The 17,586-nt window shown below is 71.6% G+C and carries 18 protein-coding genes; 17 read left to right on the forward strand and 1 reads right to left on the reverse strand.

The window, feature by feature from the left end:
- Window positions 1-229 precede the first annotated feature (229 nt).
- The 11 genes from ACIBN2_RS33155 (at window position 230) to ACIBN2_RS33205 (ending at window position 10,343) form a co-directional block, all read left to right on the forward strand.
- The gene (locus tag ACIBN2_RS33155; RefSeq protein WP_399139986.1) at window positions 230-1,717 is read left to right on the forward strand and encodes an aldehyde dehydrogenase family protein; all 1,488 of its coding nucleotides are present in this window, start codon (window positions 230-232) and stop codon (window positions 1,715-1,717) included.
- Window positions 1,718-1,740: 23 nt separating this feature from the next.
- A complete protein-coding gene (locus ACIBN2_RS33160; protein WP_399139987.1) occupies window positions 1,741-2,679 on the forward strand; it encodes a VOC family protein in 939 nt (312 codons plus the stop codon).
- The gene (locus ACIBN2_RS33165; RefSeq protein WP_399139988.1) at window positions 2,676-3,473 is read left to right on the forward strand and encodes an aspartate dehydrogenase domain-containing protein; all 798 of its coding nucleotides are present in this window, start codon (window positions 2,676-2,678) and stop codon (window positions 3,471-3,473) included. Before ACIBN2_RS33160 ends, ACIBN2_RS33165 begins: the two co-directional genes overlap by 4 nt.
- Window positions 3,470-4,273 (forward strand): alpha/beta fold hydrolase, encoded by an 804-nt coding sequence (locus tag ACIBN2_RS33170; RefSeq protein WP_399139990.1) that lies wholly within the window; start codon window positions 3,470-3,472, stop codon window positions 4,271-4,273. The genes ACIBN2_RS33165 and ACIBN2_RS33170 overlap by 4 nt, the downstream gene beginning before the upstream one ends.
- 5 nt (window positions 4,274-4,278) lie before the next feature.
- On the forward strand, window positions 4,279-4,800 hold the full coding sequence (locus ACIBN2_RS33175) for a cupin domain-containing protein (RefSeq protein ID WP_393866982.1): 522 nt from the start codon (window positions 4,279-4,281) through the stop codon (window positions 4,798-4,800).
- Window positions 4,793-5,539 carry an SDR family oxidoreductase gene (locus ACIBN2_RS33180; RefSeq protein WP_399139991.1) on the forward strand — a complete coding sequence of 249 codons (747 nt, stop codon included), beginning with the start codon at window positions 4,793-4,795 and terminating at the stop codon, window positions 5,537-5,539. Before ACIBN2_RS33175 ends, ACIBN2_RS33180 begins: the two co-directional genes overlap by 8 nt.
- A gap of 94 nt (window positions 5,540-5,633) precedes the next feature.
- Window positions 5,634-6,425 carry an SDR family oxidoreductase gene (locus tag ACIBN2_RS33185; RefSeq protein WP_399139992.1) on the forward strand — a complete coding sequence of 264 codons (792 nt, stop codon included), beginning with the start codon at window positions 5,634-5,636 and terminating at the stop codon, window positions 6,423-6,425.
- A 10-nt stretch (window positions 6,426-6,435) separates the two neighbouring features.
- Window positions 6,436-8,076, forward strand: coding sequence for a thiamine pyrophosphate-binding protein (locus ACIBN2_RS33190; RefSeq protein ID WP_399139994.1), 1,641 nt, complete (start codon window positions 6,436-6,438; stop codon window positions 8,074-8,076).
- 14 nt (window positions 8,077-8,090) lie between these two features.
- Window positions 8,091-9,038, forward strand: coding sequence for a PDR/VanB family oxidoreductase (locus tag ACIBN2_RS33195; protein WP_399139995.1), 948 nt, complete (start codon window positions 8,091-8,093; stop codon window positions 9,036-9,038).
- Window positions 9,039-9,082: 44 nt separating this feature from the next.
- Window positions 9,083-9,307 carry a recombinase-like helix-turn-helix domain-containing protein gene (locus ACIBN2_RS33200; RefSeq protein ID WP_399139997.1) on the forward strand — a complete coding sequence of 75 codons (225 nt, stop codon included), beginning with the start codon at window positions 9,083-9,085 and terminating at the stop codon, window positions 9,305-9,307.
- 1 nt (window position 9,308) lies between these two features.
- A complete protein-coding gene (locus ACIBN2_RS33205) occupies window positions 9,309-10,343 on the forward strand; it encodes a Rieske 2Fe-2S domain-containing protein (protein WP_399139998.1) in 1,035 nt (344 codons plus the stop codon).
- Between the two features lie 19 nt (window positions 10,344-10,362).
- On the opposite strand, the gene ACIBN2_RS33210 is transcribed toward ACIBN2_RS33205, so the two are convergent.
- A complete protein-coding gene (locus ACIBN2_RS33210; RefSeq protein ID WP_399140000.1) occupies window positions 10,363-10,911 on the reverse strand; it encodes a MarR family winged helix-turn-helix transcriptional regulator in 549 nt (182 codons plus the stop codon).
- A 231-nt stretch (window positions 10,912-11,142) separates the two neighbouring features.
- On the opposite strand from ACIBN2_RS33210, the gene ACIBN2_RS33215 reads away from it, so the two are divergent.
- The 6 genes from ACIBN2_RS33215 to ACIBN2_RS33240 are packed head-to-tail and all read left to right on the forward strand — an operon-like array spanning window position 11,143 to window position 17,553.
- On the forward strand, window positions 11,143-12,429 hold the full coding sequence (locus ACIBN2_RS33215) for a flavin-containing monooxygenase (RefSeq protein WP_399140002.1): 1,287 nt from the start codon (window positions 11,143-11,145) through the stop codon (window positions 12,427-12,429).
- Between the two features lie 10 nt (window positions 12,430-12,439).
- Entirely contained in the window at window positions 12,440-12,910 is a 471-nt protein-coding gene (locus ACIBN2_RS33220) for a RidA family protein (protein WP_399140004.1), read from the forward strand.
- Entirely contained in the window at window positions 12,907-13,584 is a 678-nt protein-coding gene (locus ACIBN2_RS33225; RefSeq protein ID WP_399140005.1) for a DUF1028 domain-containing protein, read from the forward strand. Before ACIBN2_RS33220 ends, ACIBN2_RS33225 begins: the two co-directional genes overlap by 4 nt.
- Window positions 13,581-14,729: a M20 family metallopeptidase gene (locus ACIBN2_RS33230; protein WP_399140006.1), complete on the forward strand. Its 1,149-nt coding sequence runs from the start codon at window positions 13,581-13,583 to the stop codon at window positions 14,727-14,729. The genes ACIBN2_RS33225 and ACIBN2_RS33230 overlap by 4 nt, the downstream gene beginning before the upstream one ends.
- Window positions 14,726-16,159, forward strand: coding sequence for an aspartate ammonia-lyase (locus ACIBN2_RS33235; RefSeq protein ID WP_399140008.1), 1,434 nt, complete (start codon window positions 14,726-14,728; stop codon window positions 16,157-16,159). Before ACIBN2_RS33230 ends, ACIBN2_RS33235 begins: the two co-directional genes overlap by 4 nt.
- A gap of 47 nt (window positions 16,160-16,206) precedes the next feature.
- Window positions 16,207-17,553, forward strand: coding sequence for an MFS transporter (locus ACIBN2_RS33240; RefSeq protein ID WP_399140010.1), 1,347 nt, complete (start codon window positions 16,207-16,209; stop codon window positions 17,551-17,553).
- Window positions 17,554-17,586 lie beyond the last annotated feature (33 nt).

A 17,586-nucleotide genomic window follows, 5' to 3' on the forward strand; every position in this document is an offset into this window, starting at 1 on the left:
GCCGTCGCCCATTTTTGTAGGCGCTGAACATCTCAGCGCTTAAAGTTCTACCGCTAGTCCTCCGAGGTTAGGCAAGCCTTAGCCCTGACCTCGTGAAAATTTCCCCGGCAGTACCCCCTTGCGGTCAAAATAGTTAAGCCCTTAGATTTCTAGTACTTCGACACCGCAGTCGGGGCTGAGTGCCCGATGCGTGCGGAGGTTCCCGTACCGCCCTCATCCGGAGGTCCCCATGCCGCGCATCCCCGCCGACGAGATCCTCATCGCGGGCCACTGGCGTCGCGGTCGCGGCCTGCCCATCCACACCGTGAACCCGGCCGACGGCGCCGTCCTCACCACCGTCCACGCCGCCTCGGTGGAGGACGTGGAGGAGGCCGCGCGGGCCGCCGCCGAAGCCGCCGCCGCACCGGAGTGGCGGGACCTCCTGCCCCACCGGCGGGCGCGCGTCCTGTACCGGATCGGCGACGCGATCGAGGAGCACGCCGAGCAACTGTCCGCGCTGCAGACCGCCGACACCGGCAAGACCCTCGGTGAGACCCGCGCCCTCGCGCTGAGCGCCGCCGGCACCTTCCGGTATACGGCCGCGGCCCTGGAGACCGCCGAGGACGCGCTCACGCCGTCCCGCGGCCCGTACGTGACGATGAGCGTGTACGAGCCGATCGGCGTCGTCGGCGCCGTCAATCCGTGGAACTCGCCGATCGCCTCCGACGCGCAGAAGGTCGCACCCGCCCTGGCCGGCGGGAACGCCGTCCTGCTCAAGCCCGCCGAGTGGACGCCGCTGGTCTCCCTCGCCTTCGGCCGCCTCGTCCACCAGGTCCTCGCCGAGGCCGGGCTGCCGACCGCGCTGCTGGCCGTACTGCCGGGCAAGGGCAGCATCGTGGGCGACGCGATCGTCAGGCACCCGCTCGTCGGGCGGATCGGCTTCACCGGCGGCACCGGCACCGGGCGCGGCATCGCGCACGCCGCCGCCGACAAACTCATCCCCGCCTCGCTCGAACTCGGCGGCAAGTCACCGACGATCGTCCGCGAGGACGCGGACGTCGAACAGGCCCTCGCGGGCGTGATGTTCGGGATCTTCTCCTCCAGCGGCCAGTCCTGCATCGCCGGATCCCGCCTCTTCGTGCACTCCTCTCTCTACGACTCCTTCGTCGGCGAACTCGTCGAGCGCGTACGGAAGTTGAGAGTGGGAGCCGGCACGTCCCCCGACACTCAGGTGGCACCGCTCGTGCACCACAGGCACCGCGACGCGGTCGCGGCCTACGTCGAGCTGGCCCGCGAGGAAGGCGGCCGGGTGCTGTGCGGGGGCGCCGTGCCCGAAGGCGAGGCGTACGCGGAAGGGGCCTACTACCTGCCGACCGTGATCGACGGACTGCCGAACTCCGCGCGCACCTGCCAGGAGGAGATCTTCGGCCCCGTGCTCGTCGCGCTTCCCTACGACGACGAGGACGAACTCGTCGCGCAGGCCAACGCCTCCGACTTCGGGCTGGCCTGCGGCATCTGGACCCGGGACGCGCGCGCCGCCTGGCGGCTCGGGCGGCGGATCGAGGCCGGGACCGTCTGGATCAACACGTACAAGCAGTTCTCCATCTCCACACCCTTCGCCGGGATGAAGGACTCCGGACTCGGCACCGAGAAGGGCCGCGACCTCATCCGCGCCTACCAGCGGCAGAAATCCCTGTACTGGGGCACCGACTCCGCACCGCTGCCCTGGGCCAACTGACCCACTCGCCTGGGAGATCTCACATGAACCATCCCCCGATCGCACGGCTGCGCGCGCTGCGCTCGGTCGAGCTGCTCACCCCGAACTTCGCCGAGGCCGCCGGCTTCTACGAGGAGGTGTGGGGCCTGGAGGTCGTCGAGGCCGGGCACAGCGCGAGCTGGCTGCGCGGCACCGGCGCGGAGCACCACGCCCTCCAGCTGACCCGCTCCGAGACCATCGGCCTGGGCCGGCTCGCCTTCGCCGTCGGCACACCGGCCGAGGTGGACGAGGCCGCACGCCGGCTCGAGGCGCGCGGGATCGCCCTCGTCGGCGGGCCCGGCCCCCTCGACCAGGTCGGCGGCGGTTACGGGGTGCGGTTCCACGACCTCGACGGACGGCTGATCGAACTGTCCGCCGACACCTGGGCGGTCACGGCGCGCGGCCGGGACGAGGCCCTGCCGGTCGGCGTCACGCACGCGGTCCTCAACACCACGGACATCGACGCCTCCGTCGCCTTCTACCGCGAGGTGCTCGGCATGCGCGTCTCGGACTGGTCCGAGCACCAGATGGCGTTCCTGCGCTGCAACGCCGACCACCACTGCATCGCCTTCAACCGGGCGCCGTGGGTCTCCCTCAACCACGTGGCGTACGAGATGAGTTCGCTCGACCACTTCATGCGCGGACTCGGCCGGCTCAGGCACCACGGGATCACCCCCGAATGGGGCCCCGGCCGGCACGGCCCCGGCGACAACACCTTCTCCTACTTCACCGACCCGACGGGCCTGGTGTGCGAGTACACCTCCGAGGTCGCGCAGGTCGTCGAGGACGCCTGGATCTGCCGGACCTGGCGGCGGACGCCCGAACTGTCCGACACCTGGGGCACCGCGGGCCCGCCGTCGAAGCTGATCCGCGCCCACATGGCGGGCACGCCCGACGGCAGCCCCGTCGTCCCGCCCGTCGACGCCGAAGGAGTCGCAGCATGAGCAGGGTTCGCAAGGTCGGTCTGATCGGCTGGGGAGCCATCGGCCGGGTCGTCGGCAGCGCGATCGCCGCCGGTGACGTACCCGGCGCCGAGCTGGTGGCCGTCGTCGACAACCGGCCGCTCGGAGACGCGGCCCTCGCGCCGCAGATGAGCGTGGAACAGGCCCTGGAACGCTGCGACTTGATGGTCGAGGCCGCCGGCCAGGGCGTCGTACGAGGGTGGGGCGAGGCCATTCTCGCCTCCGGCACGGACCTCCTCGTGGCCTCCACGGGAGCGCTGACCGACGAGGAGCTGTCGAAGAGGCTGCTGACCACCGGGCCCGGGCGGGTGTACTTCACCGGGGGAGCGGTCGGCGGACTCGACCTGCTCCAGGCGGTGCGCGCCATGGGACCGCTCAGCGAGATCACGCTGACCACCACCAAGCTGCCCTCGACCCTTGAACAGCCTTGGATGGACGAGGAGTTGCTGACCGCGATGCGGTCGGCGACCGGTCCCCTCGAGGTGATGCGCGGAACCGCGCGCGAGGTGCCGGTCAAGTTCCCGAGGTCGACCAATGTCGCAGCCTCCGTGGCGCTCGCGGTGGGAGACCTCGACGCGGTGCGGGTCAGCGTGGTCGCCGACCCGGCCGCCGTCCACACCTCGCACGTCGTCGAGGCGAACGGCCCGCAGGGCTCGTACCGCTTCGAGGTACGCCACCGGCCGGACGCCGCCAACCCGGCCACCAGCCAGGTCGTTCCGTACGCGGTGCTGCGCTCCCTGGCGGCCCTCGCCGGACGCTCGGGACAGATCCTGTGACCGCGTACGACATCGCCGGGCTCCACCTGGAGCAGGCGGGCACCGGCGGGCCGCTCGTGCTGTGCCTGCACGGCATCGGCTCGTCCTCCGCCGCCTTCGCACCCCAGACGGAGGCGCTCGGACGCGACTTCCGGGTGCTCGCCTGGGACGCCCCGGGCTACGCCAAGTCGGCTGACTCCGACGGTGAGTTGAGCCTCGACGACTACGCCGACACGGCCGCCGCGGTGATCCGCGCACACGGCGGCCGGGCCCACGTCCTCGGCGTCTCCTGGGGCGGCGTGATCGCGCTGCGGCTGGCCACCCGCCACCCGGACCTCGTCGTCTCGCTCGCCGTCGCCGACTCCACACCCGGCTCCGGGACGAGCCCCGGCAAGGCCGCCGGGATGCGCGCCCGCGTCGCCGAGCTCGCGCAGCTCGGGCCGCGCGCCTTCGCCGAGCAGCGGGGTCCCCGCCTGGTCTCCCGGCAGGCGCCGTACGAACTCGTCCAGCGCGTCGTCGACACCATGGCCGGCTCGATCCGCCTGCCCGGCTACGCGCACGCGGCCGAGTCCATGGCCGCCACCGACCTGCGCGGCGAACTCGCCCGGGTCACCGCGCCCGCCCTCGTCCTGTGCGGCGACCAGGACCGCGTCACCGGTCCCGAAGCCTCACAGGTGCTGGCCGGCGGTCTGCACAGGACCGCCTACGTGATCGTCAAGGACGCCGGTCACCTGGCCAACCAGGAACAGCCCGAGCACTTCAACGCCTGGCTGCTGTCCCACCTGCACATCGTCACCAACCCCGAGACCAGCAAGGGATGACCACCATGCCGATCACCACCACCGAGTACGACAACGGCGGCGACCTCGCCAAGTACACCGACGCCCTCATCGCCACCAAGGGCTCCCGCGAGCCCGACTGGGGCACCCTGTCCTTCCAGGAGAAGGCCGGCCCGCAGTACAAGCGGGCACAGATCCGCTACGTCGGCTCCGGCGCCACCGGCAATCACGAGAACGACAACCGCATCCTGCCCTCCGGCGGCTTCACCTTCTCCAACATGCTGCTGCCGCCCGGCGCCGAGGGCCCGGCCCACACCCACCACGACGTGGAGGAGGCCTTCTTCGTCCTGGAGGGCCAGGTCCGCGTCGGCGTCCACCGCGGCCCGGACGAGGTCGAGTACCGCACTCTCGGCTACCGCGACATGATCGTGGTGCCGGCCGGGGTGACCCGTTCGCTGAAGAACGAGGGCGACACGGACGCGCTCTTCTGCGTGATCATCGGCACGCAGAAGCCTCAGGTGCCGACCTACCCCGAGTACTCGCCGCTGTACGGCATCACCCGTGACTGAGCAGCAGCCGCGGACGGTCGTCGTCACCGGTGGGGGCCGTGGCCTGGGGGAGGCCATGGCCCGCCGGGCCGGCGCGGACGGCTACCGGGTCGTCGTCGCCGAGCTGAACGAGGAGTGGGGCCGGCGGACGGCCGCGGCCGTCCAAGAGGCGGGCGGAGAGGCGGAGTTCGTCCCCCTGGACGTCGCCGACCCGGCCTCCGTCGAGGCCCTGGCCGCTCACCTCGCGCCCCGCGGCCCCGTCCACGGACTGGTCAACAACGCGGCGCTCGCCAACGGCGTGGGCGGCAAATACTTCCAGGACATCGACGTCGAGGTGTGGGACCGGCTGATGACGGTCAACGCGCGCGGGCCCTGGCTCGTTGCCAAGCACCTGCTCCCGCTGATGGCGCGTCCCGGACGCATCGTCAACATCGCCTCGGACGCCGCCCTTTACGGCTCGCCCCGGCTCGCCCACTACATCGCCTCGAAGGGCGCCGTCATCGCGCTGACCCGGGCGATGGCCCGTGAACTGGGTCCCCAGGACGTCACGGTCAACGCCGTCGCGCCGGGTCTCACCGAGGTCGAGGCGACCGAGACCGTCCCCGCCGAACGGCACGCGCTGTACGCGCACAACCGGGCCGTCGCCCGGCCCCAGCGGGCCGAGGACCTGGTCGGGACGGTGGCGTTCCTGCTCGGCGCGGAGTCCGGCTATCTGACCGGCCAAGTGATCGCCGTCAACGGCGGCTTCACGATGCACTGATCCACCCCCGCGCGCTGATTCACCTCCGCGCGCTCATCCACCCCCACGCGCTGATTCACGGCTGCGCGTCGATCCATCTCTGCAAGGAGTTCACATGGACCTCGGCCTCGCCGACCGCACCGTACTGGTCACCGGCGGCAGTTCGGGTGTCGGCCTGGCCACGGTCCGGGCCCTGCTCGACGAAGGTGCCAACGTCGCCACCTGCGGCCGCGACGCCGACCGGCTCGCCAAGGCGGCCGCTCACCTGGGCGCCGGCGCCGACCGGCTGTTCCGCGGCGTGTGCGACGTACGCGACGCCGACGCCGTGGGCGACTTCGTCGAGCGCGCGGCCGCGCACTTCGGCGGGCACCTCGACGCGCTCGTCAACAACGCGGGCCAGTCCCGTATGAAGCCGCTCGACGATACGACCGCCGAGGACTGGCGCGACGAACTCGAACTGAAGTTCGCGGGCGTACTCAACCCCCTTGCTGCCTCGCGCAGTTATCTGCGCGCCTCGGACGCCGCCGCGATCGTCAACGTCAACGCCGTCCTGGCCAAGCAGCCCGAGACCCGGCTGATCACGACGAGCGCGGCGCGGGCCGGCATCCTCAACCTCTCCAAGTCCCTCGCCACCGAGCTGGCGAGCGACGGCATCCGCGTCAACTCCGTCTGCCTCGGCCTCATCGACACCGGCCAGTGGACCCGCCGTCACGCGGCCGCCGGCAGCGGCCTCGGCTACGAGGAGTGGCAGGCCGGGATCGCCGCCGACCGGGGCATAGCGCTCGGACGGCTCGGCCGGGCCGAGGAGGTCGCCTACGCGATCGTCTCCCTGCTGTCGCCGCGCGCCTCCTACATCACCGGAACCAGCATCGACGTCTGCGGCGGAGTCGGCCGCGGCATCCTCTGAGGAGCCCTCCATGATCCCTGTGACCCACCGCAATGGAGGCGAACTCCTCGCCGCCCACCTCACCTCGCTGGGCGTCGACGCCGTCTTCGGCATCGTCTCCGTGCACAACCTCCCGCTGGTGGAGGCGATCGAGGCCGACCCCGGGCTCCGCTTCGTCCCGGTGCGCCACGAGGCCACCGCCGTGAACGCCGCCGACGCCTACGGCCGTGCGCGAGGCGGCATCGGCTGCGCGCTCACCTCCACCGGTACCGGCGCGGGCAACGCGGCCGGCTCTCTCGTCGAGGCCCTGTCCTCGGGAACGGCCGTCCTGCACATCACCGGACAGGTCGAGTCGGCCCATCTCGGCAGCGGGCGGGGCTTCATCCACGAGACGAAGGACCAGCTCGGGATGCTCACCGCGGTGTCGAAGTACGCCGCGACCGTCACCTCCACCCGGGACGCGGGGCGCATCCTGCGCGAGGCGTCCCTCGCCGCCCTCACCGCACCCGGTGGTCCCGCGAGCGTCGAGTGGCCGATCGACCTGCAGTACGCGGCCCAGCAGGACGACGGTTCGGCGGTCACGACCGCTGTGCCTCCGGTGCCCGAGGCCGCCGAACTCGCCGCCGCCCGTGCGCTGTTGGAGTCGGCCCGGCGGCCGCTGATCTGGGCGGGCGGCGGCGCGAACACCGCGCGCCCCGAACTCCTGGCGCTTGTCGAGGCGACCGGCGCCGGTCTGCTCACCTCCAACTCCGGGCGCGGCTGCGTACCCGAGGACCACGCGCAGGTCATCGGCAACTTCGCCACCACCCCCGCCGGCCGCGCGCTGCTGAAGGACGCCGACGTCCTCGTCACCGTAGGCACCCACTTCCGCTCCAACGAGACCGCCGACTACGGACTCGAACTGCCCACCGCGCACATCCAGATCGACGTCGACCCCGCCGCCCTCGGCCGTGTCTACCCCGCGCGGCACGTCCTGCACGGTGCCGCGGCGGACGTACTGCCCCAGCTCACCGAGGCGGCGAGGCGCGCGGACGCCGACTGGACGGCCCGCGTCCGCGGCGTCCGCGACGAGGTGCGCGCCACTCTGCACGACAACATCGGCGCCCAGGCGGCCATCTGTGACGCGCTCGCCGAGGCCCTGCCCCCCGGCACGGTCGTCGCCCGCGACGTCACCATCCCGTCCTCCTCCTGGGGCAACCGCCTGCTGCCGATGCACGATCCGCGCGCCAACGTCTTCCCGCGTGGCGGCGGCATCGGCCAGGGGCTGGGCATGGGCATCGGCGCGGCCGTCGCCCGCCCGGACCGTCCGACAGTGGTCATCGCCGGCGACGGCGGGCTCGCGGTCCACCTCGGTGAACTGCTCACCCTGGCCCAGGAACGACCGCGCCTGACCCTCGTCGTCTTCAACGACGGCGGATACGGGGTGCTGCGCAACATGCAGGACAAGTACAGCGAACGCCGCTCCGGCGTCGACCTGTTCACCCCCGACTTCGCCCAACTGGCGGCCGCATGCGGCCTGTCGTACGCGCGGATCGCCGATGCCGCCGACGCCGCGGCCGTCATCACGGCCGCCGTCGCAGCCGAGGGACCCACGCTCGTCGAGGTGGACCTCGCCGCGCTCGGCCCGATGAAGAGTCCGTTCACCCCGCCCGTGAAGATCCCCACCGCGTAAGGAGGCCCACGACCATGAGTACCACCGAGGAGCAGGAGCTCGACCTCCTGGTCCACCGCATGACCTGGGAGGCGGAGGGCGTCCTCTCCGTCGAACTGACCCACCCGGACGGCAAGCCGCTGCCCGCGTGGACGCCCGGCGCGCACCTGGACCTGTACGTCGGCGGTCACGTACGGCAGTACAGCCTGTGCGGCGAACCGGCGGACACCGGCGTGTACAGGCTGGGCATCCTCGACGAGCCGTCCTCGCGCGGCGGTTCGCGCCATGTGCACGGCAGCCTGCGGCCCGGCCACACTGTGCGGGTGGCCGGGCCGCGCAACCACTTCGCCCTGGAGCCCGCCGCCTCGTACGTCTTCATCGCCGGTGGCATCGGCATCACACCCATTCTGGCGATGACCCGAAAGGCCCAACGCGACGGAATTCCCTACCGGTTGGTCCATGGCGGGCGTTCGCGCGCGTCGATGGCGTTCGGCGCCGAGCTCGCCGCACTGACCGGCGGCGACGTGACCCTCGTACCGCAGGACGAACAGGGCCACATCGACCTGGCGGGCGCCCTCGCGGGCCTCCCCGCCGACGCGCTGGTCTACTGCTGTGGCCCGGAGCCGCTGCTGACGGCGGTCGGAGCGGCCGTACCCGAAGGCCAGTTGCGGATCGAGCGGTTCGCCGCCCCGGTCGTCGAGCGCGACGAAGACGACAGCGCCTTCGAAGTCGAGTGCCGTACGTCGGGCGTGACCCTGAGCGTCGGCGCCGGCACCTCCATCCTGGAGGCCGCCGAGAACGCCGGGCTGAACGTCAACTCCTCCTGCCGCGACGGCATCTGCGGCTCCTGCGAGACCCGCGTCCTCGCCGGTGCCCCCGACCACCGCGACTTCCTGCTCACCGAGGCCGAGCACGCGGCCGGCGAGACGATGATGATCTGCGTCTCGCGCTGCGCCTCCGACCGTCTCGTCCTGGACCTCTGAACCCGAACGTCCTGTCCCGGACCACCAACCCGCACGGAGACCCGATGCCCGAGACCTGGCCCCACCTGGACCCCCACCAGACCCGCGACCACGAGCCCACCCCGTACGAGCTGAAGCTCGCGCGCACCCTCGAGGAGATCTTCACCGAGGACGGCCACGAGCTGACCGACGTGATCGCCGGCCTCAACTCCCGCCAGCTGCACACGCCCACGGGCGAGCCCTGGACCGAGGAGTCCTTCCGCGCCGAGATGCACCGCCTGGGAGCCTGACATGACGCTTTCCACCCATGACACCGCCGAGCACATCTACGCCCACGGCCTGCGCAACCGGTGGCACCCCGTCGTGCCGTCCCGCTTCGTCGAACCGGGCGGCATGCGCAAGGTGACCGCCCTGGGCGAGAACTGGCTGCTCTTCCGCAGGTCCGACGGCGGTCTCTCGATGCTCGCCGACCGCTGCCCGCACCGCGGCGCCCCGCTCTCGCTCGGCAAGCACCTCGGCGACCGGGTCGCCTGCTGGTACCACGGCGTAGAGGTCGACGGCACCGGCAAGGTCACCTCCGTGCCCGGCCTGCCCGGCTGCAACCTGGAGGGCAAGACCCTCGTCACCTCGCTGCCCGTGCGGGAGGCCGGCGGTGCGATCCTCGCCTACTTCGGCGACGAGGAGCACCCCGAGCCGGTCGAACTCACCGTTCCCGAGCCCCTGGCCGACGACGACATCGACGCCTTCCTCTGCTACGCCGAGTGGAAGGTGCCGTGGCGGTTCGCCATGGAGAACCTGCTCGACCCGATGCACGGCGCGTTCCTGCACAACGAGTCCCACACGATGTTCGCCGGCGACACGACGGCCAAGTTCCGCATCCGGGAGACCGACCGCGGCTACTTCTTCGAGAAGACCGACCAGCGAGGCGTCAACTTCGACTGGGTCGAGCTGTGCCGCACCGGTGTCGACTGGGTCGACCTGTCCATCCCGTACCCGCCGTCCGCCGGGCCCGGCGGCGCCTTCGGCATCGTCGGGATGGTCTGCCCGGTGGACGCCGGGCGGACCGGTGTCTTCTTCTGGCGCTACCGCAAGGTGCAGGACTGGCAGCGCGACACCTGGCGCTTCCTCTACAAGACCCTCATCGAGGCCCGCCACTGGGAGGTCCTGGAGCAGGACCGGATCATGCTCGAGGCCATGCCGCAGGACGCCGACCAGCGCGAGAACCTCTACCAGCACGACCTCGGCATCGTCCGGCTGCGCCGCCTTCTGCGGGCTCAGGCCGAGCAGCAGTCGAAGGCGCGGCCGCTCGCCGGCGCCACCGGCTGAGTCCGCCGCCGAGCCCGGGTCAGCCTGGACCCGGGCCGACCTCCACGGCGTCGTCGGACTCCACGATCGAACGCTCCAACTTGGAGAGCAGACCGGCCAGTTGACGGCGCTCGGCGGGTGAGAGCCCGCCGAGCATCCGGCGTTCGTTCTCCAGGTGTGCGGCGAACACCTCGTCAATCTTGTCCAGACCGGCATCGGTCAGCCGTGAGTACACGACCCGCCGGTCCTCGGCGTCCCGCTCCCGCACGAGCAGGCCGTCCTTCTCCAGCCGGTCCAGGCGCAGGGTCACCCCCGCCGACGAGATGAGCCCGGAAGCGGCGAGCTGCCCGGCGGTCAGCCGGTACGGCGCGCCGGCCCGGCGCAGCGCCGTGAGCACGTCGAACCCGGCCACCGACAGTCCGTGAGCGTCGAGCTGCGACGTCATCCGCGACTGGTACTGCAGATACGACCGGTGCAGCCGGGCCAGCACCTCGAGGGGTGTGGTGTCGAGCTCGGGCCTCTCACGCGCCCAGTCGTCGACGATCCCCGAAACGGCGTCCGGCCGCTTCGCCGCCCTGCGCTGAGCCATGTCATCCCCTCGCGGCATGTATCTGGTGTTGAAATCTTAGCCCTGAGGGAAAGCGCGCCTCCTTACGCCGTCAGCGTCCATGCGACCAGCACCGCTGGCAGCATCTGCAAAACAGATCGCCTGCAGCGAAAACATCTGTTGGACAGAAGCAACGGCCCGCCCGAGGATTTCTCACGCGGCAGCCCGGTCGATGCGACACCGGGATCGACTGCCGCCTGAGTGGAGGGCGAAATGCCGAGTGAAGAGACCGAAGTAGTCGTCGTCGGTGCGGGTCAGGCCGGCGTGGCGATGAGCGAGCACCTGGGCGCCCACGGCATACCGCACATCGTCCTGGAACGGCACCGCATCGCCGAGCGATGGCGTTCGGAGCGGTGGGACTCCCTGGTCGCGAACGGTCCTGCGTGGCACGACCGGTTCCCGGGGCTGGAGTTCCCCGACACCGCGCCCGACGCCTTCGCCTCGAAGGAGGAGGTCGCCGACTACTTCGTCGCGTACGCCGAGAAGATCGGTGCCCCTGTCCGGTGCGGCGTCGAGGTCACCTCGGTGCGCAGGCACACCGACCGGCCCGGCTTCCGGGTCGAGACGTCGCAGGGCACCGTCGACGCACGCTTCGTCGTGGCCGCGACCGGACCGTTCCAGCGGCCCGTGATCCCGCCCGTCGTCCCGGGCGGCGCCGTCCCCGTGCAGATCCACTCCAGCGGGTACCGCAACCCGGAGCAACTGCCCGAGGGCGCGGTCCTCGTGGTCGGCGCCGGCTCCTCGGGGGTGCAGATCGCCGACGAGCTGCGCCGGTCCGGCCGCCGCGTCCTCCTCTCTGTCGGACCCCACGACCGTCCGCCCCGCGAGTACCGCGGACGCGACTTCTGCTGGTGGCTCGGCGTGCTCGGGCTCTGGGACCTCCAGACGCCTCCCCAGGGTGCCGAACACGTCACCATCGCGGTCAGCGGCGCCCGCGGCGGCCACACCGTCGACTTCCGAGCCCTGGCCGCCGCCGGCATCGAGCTGGTCGGCATGACGGCGTCGTACGACGACGGCGTGCTGCGCTTCGCGCCGGATCTCGCCGCGAACATCGCGCTCGGCGACGCCAAGTACCTCGCGCTGCTGCAGGCGGCGGACGCCTACGTCGAGCGCAACGGGCTCGACTTCCCCGAGGAGCCGGAGGCGCACGTCCTCGCACCGGACCCGGAATGCGTGACCGACCCCCTCCTGGAACTCGACCTGGCCGCGGCCGGTGTCACCTCGATCGTCTGGGCGACCGGTTTCGCGGCCGACTACTCCTGGCTGGAGGTCGACGCGTTCGACGAGAACGGCCGGCCGGACCAGCGGCGCGGCGTGTCCTGCGAGCCCGGCGTCTACTTCCTGGGCCTGCCCTGGCTGTCCCGGCGCGGTTCGAGCTTCATCTGGGGTGTCTGGCACGACGCCCGCTACGTCGCCGACCACATCACGATCCAGCGGGGCTACCTCGCCCACGGCGGCACCGACCGGACCGGCGTGACACCGGCGTCCGGGAACAACTGAGGAGCAGACGATGACATCCCCGAGCGAGGGCCGCCAGGCGAAGGCCCCGATCGTCGCCGGCGGGCACACCCGGATCCGGCCCTTCAACACCCGGGACACCTATCCCGAGCAGAGCCTCGACAACGACCTCTGCCAGGCCGTCGTGGCCGGCGACACCGTCTACGTCCGCGGCCAGATCGGCCAGGACCTCGACACCAGCGAGTCGGTCGGCATCGGAGACGCCGAGGCCCAGGCCGAGCAGGCGATGGCCAACATCAGGATGCTGCTCGAAGAGGCCGGCAGCCGCATGGAACACCTGGTCAAACTGACGATCTATCTGGTCGACCCGCGCTACCGCGAGGCGGTCTACCGCACGGTGGGCCGCTGGACCAAGGGCGTGCACCCCATCTCCACCGGTCTGGTCGTGTCCGCGCTCGCCCGACCGGAGTGGCTGTGCGAGATCGACGCGATCGCGGTGATCCCCCAGGAGGCGCGGTCGTGACGTTCTCCCTCGTGGTCCGTGACGGCGAGCGCTTCGGTCTCGCGGTCAGCTCGTCGAGCCCCGCGGTCGCCGCACGGTGCGCCCACCTGCGCCCCGGCGTCGGCGCCGCCGCCTCGCAGAACATCACCGACCCGGTCCTCGGCACGAAACTGCTCGACCGGCTCGCCGAACACGGCGACGCCCGGCTCGCGTTGGCCGACGTCGTCGGCGCGCCCGACACCAAGGAGACCGTCGATCACCGGCAGTTGACCGTTCTGGGCCGCACCGGTCCCGGCTTCGCCTTCAGCGGCGCTCGGACGCTCGGCACGCACGCCTCGGCCACCGCCGACGGAGCTGTCGCGGCGGGCAACATGCTGGCCGGCGAGCACGTCCCCGGCGTACTCCTGGACACCTACCTCTCGGCCACCGGAGAGCTGGAGGAGCGGCTGGTCGCCGCCCTGCGCGCCGCGACCGCGGCCGGTGGCGAGGAAGGACCCGTGCACTCCGCCGGCCTGGCGGTCGTCGCGGACGTCGGCTGGCGGGTGACCGACCTGCGCGTGGACTGGGCGGACGATCCCGTCGAGCGCCTCGCCGACCTCCTCGCCGTGTGGCTGCCGCAGCGGGACGACTACGTGCGGCGCGGTCTCGATCCGGCGTCCGCACCCTTCTACGGCGTCCCGGGCGATCAGCGATGACGGCACTGAAGGCGGCCGCCCGGCGCGAGGTCGACCGGCACGCCGAGGACCTGATCGCCCTGTCCGAACGGCTGCACGCCGACCCGGAGACGGCCTGGGAGGAACACCGGGCCGCCGCGGCCGTACCGGAGTTGCTCGACCGTGCCGGATTCGACGTCACCTCCTCGTATTTGGGCCTGGAGACGTCGTTCCGCGCCCGGTTCGGCAGCGGGCCCACGCGGATCGCGCTGTGCGCCGAGTACGACGCGCTGCCGGGGCTCGGCCACGCCTGCGGGCACAACCTCATCGCAGCGAGTTCGGTCGGCGCCGCGCTCGGCCTGGCCGCCGTCGCCGACGACGCGGGCCTCACCGTCGAGGTCTACGGCACCCCCGCCGAGGAGGGCGGCGGCGGCAAGGTCGAGATGCTGGACCGGGGCGCGTTCGCCGGGGTGGACCTGGCCATGATGGTCCACCCGGCACCGGTCGACGTGGCCGAGGCCCGCCCCTTCGCGGTCAGCCACTCGAAGATCTCCTACGCGGGGAAGTCCGCGCACGCCGCCGCCTACCCCGAGGCGGGGATCAACGCGGCCGACGCCTTCACGGTGGCCCAGGTCGCCATCGGGCTGCTCCGCCAGCAACTGCCCGGCTCGGCACGGGTGCACGGCGTCGTGACCCACGCCGGGGACGCCCCCAACGCGATCCCCGAGCGCGCGACCGGGCGCTGGTACGTACGGGCGGAGACGCTCGCCGAACTGGCCGAGCTGGAACCCCGGGTCATGCGGGCCTTCGAGGCGGGCGCCCTTGCCACCGGATGCGAGCTGGAGATCGAGGCGGAGAGCAAGCCGTACGCGGAATTCCGCACGGACGAGACCGCCTTGGGCCACTACCGTGCCAACGCTCTCGCACTGGGGCGCGAGTTCGCGCCGCCCGGCCAGGCCGCCCGGATGAACCGGGCGTCCACCGACATGGGCAACGTCTCGCAGGTGGTCCCGGCCATCCATCCCTACATCGGCATCGGTTCCCTGCCCGCCACGAACCACCAGCACGAGTTCGCGGCGTTCTGCGTGGGCGGAGAGTCCCAACGGGCCCTGCTCGACGGGGCGATCGCGCTGGCGTGGACGGGCGTGGACCGCGGCACGGCGACGACCGGGAGAGGTGCGGCTTGAGCACGATCACCGGTACACCGGTTGCCTCCGGTGCCCACCGCACGGAGCACGACATGCTCGGCGAGGTCGCCGTACCGGTGGCGGCCTACTACGGGGTGCACACCGCCCGGGCGGTGGCGAACTTCCCCCTCACCGGAGAGACCGTGGCCGCCCGGCCTCATCTGATCCGCGCGCTGGCCGCGGTGAAGCACGCCGCGGCACTGGCGAACGCCGAACTCGGCGCCCTGGACGGCCCTCACGCGCGGGCCATCGCCGACGCGTGCACGGAGATCCGCGACGGGTCGCTGCACGAGCAGTTCGTCGTGGACCTCATCCAGGGCGGCGCCGGCACGTCGACCAACATGAACGCCAACGAGGTGATCGCCAATCGTGCCCTGGAGCTGATCGGGCACGGCCGCGGAGAGTACTCCGCCCTGCATCCCCTCGACCACGTCAACCTCGGCCAGAGCACCAACGATGTCTACCCGACCGCGGTGAAGCTGGCGCTCGACGCGCACATCGCCCAACTGCTGTGCGCCATGGCCTGCTTGCGCGAGTCGTTCACGGGCAAGGCGGCCGAGTTCGCCGACGTACTGAAGATGGGCCGTACCCAGTTGCAGGACGCGGTGCCCATGACGCTGGGCCAGGAGTTCGGGGCGTTCGCCGCCACCCTCGCCGAGGACGAGCAACGGCTCGCGGAGGCACGGCTGTTGCTGCACGAGCTCAACCTCGGCGGCACGGCGATCGGCACCGGCCTGAACGCCCGCCCGGGCTACCGGCAGCGCGCGATGGAGCACCTGCGCCGGCTGACGGGCATCCCGACGCTGGTGTCCGCACCGGACCTCATCGAGGCCACCCAGGACGTCGGGGTGTTCGTCCAGCTGTCCGGTGTCCTCAAGCGCGTCGCGGTGAAGCTCTCGAAGATCTGCAACGACCTTCGGCTGCTGTCGTCGGGACCTCAGGCCGGCTTCGGCGAGATCAACCTGCCCGCACGCCAGGCGGGTTCGTCCATCATGCCCGGCAAGGTCAACCCGGTCATCTGCGAAGCGGTCAACCAGATCGCCTTCGAGGTCATCGGACACGACGTGACCGTCACCCTCGCCGCCGAGGGCGGACAGCTCCAGCTCAACGCATTCGAACCGATCATCTACCGGAGCCTGGGCGCCGGCCTCGACCACCTCGCCGCGGGGATCGCGGTACTCACCGAGCACTGTGTGCGCGGCATCACGGCCAACCGGCACCGGCTCGCGGAGACGGTCGCCGCCTCCACCGGTCTGGTCACCGCGCTCAGCCCCGCCCTCGGATACGAGACCGCGTGCGCCCTCGCGCTCGAGGCCCATCACACCGGCAGACCGGCGCTCGACCTGGTCCGCGAGCGCGAGCTGCTGACCGAGGCGCAACTGCACGTGCTCATTAGTCCCGCATCCCTGACCGGCCGCGCCGCGCCCTGAGGGGAACGTCGGCGGCACCTTCCACCCGCCCGTCCAAGGAGGCACGTATGCCCACCTCTTCCACCGACGTCACCACCGAGGACAGGGTGACCACCGACGTCGTCGCCCTGCGCAGGAGCGTTGCCGCAGGAGCCGTCGGCGTGTTCGTGCACTGGTTCGACTGGGCCGCCTACGCCTATCTCGCCGGCACGGTCGCGACCGTGTTCTTCCCCTCCGAGGACGGCACCACCGGACTGCTCGCGGTCTTCGGCGTGTTCGCCGTGTCGTTCGGGATCAGGCCCGTCGGTGCCATGGTGTTCGGCCCGCTCGGCGACCGGATCGGGCGCAAGCGCACTCTCTCGCTGGTCATCTTCATGATGTCCGGCGCGACCCTGACCATCGGCCTGCTGCCCGGCTACGCCTCCATCGGAGTGGCCGCCCCGGTGCTCCTGGTGGTCCTGCGCCTCGTCCAAGGGTTCGCCGCCGGCGGCGAGTTCGGCAGCGCGGCGAGCTTCCTCGCCGAGAGCTCGCCGCGCCGCCGCCGCGGGTTCGGTGTCAGTTGGCTCGAGGTCGGCTCGCTGCTGGGCTTCCTCGCCGGCTCGTTCGTCTTCCTGCTGCTGTCGACCGGGCTCGACGACGGGCAGCTGACGTCCTGGGGCTGGCGCATCCCCTTCCTCGTCGCCGCGCCGCTGGGCGTCATCGGCTTCATCATCCGCAACAAGATCGAGGACACCCCCGAGTACCGGGCCCTCGAAGCGAGCGACACCCTCCCGCGCAGACCCGTACGGGAGCTGTTCCGGTCGAACAAGAAGCAGATGTTCCAGGCTGCGGGCCTGATGACCGCCATGCACGTGCCCTTCTACGCGGTGCTCACGTACCTGGTCACCTACGAGACCGACGACCTGGGCCACTCCGCCGACACCGCCGCCCTGCTGTCCACGGTGATCTCCCTGCTGGGACTGGTGCTGGTCCCGGTGTTCGGCATGCTGTCCGACCGGGTGGGGCGCAAGCCCGTCTTCGTCGGTGCCACGGCCGCCCTTCTCGTCCTCGCCACTCCCGCCTTCCTCCTCATGCGCACCGGCCTCGCCGGCACCTGGATCGCCGGACTGCTGCTCGGCGTGATCCTGGCGGCGATCCTCGGCACGTACGCGGTCTGGTCGGCGGAGATCTTCCCCACCCGCACCCGGCAGAGCGGCCTGTCCATCTCCTACAACCTCACCGCGGCCCTGTTCGCCGGGACGGTGCCGTATCTGATGACCGTGCTCATCTCCGCGACCGGCAGCACTCTGGTCCCCGGCCCGTATCTGATGGTGGCCGCCGCCGGAGGACTCGTCGCGGCCCTGTCGCTGAAGGAGACGGCCGGCTCCACCCTGCTGCGCCCCGGGGACGTGTCCGGGGCGACGCCCGAGCGGTGACGGCGGCCGCCGCATAAGGTCGGGCACGGACAG

The organism is Streptomyces sp. NPDC050534, assembly GCF_044457745.1.
Classification (GTDB): Bacteria; Actinomycetota; Actinomycetes; order Streptomycetales; family Streptomycetaceae; genus Streptomyces.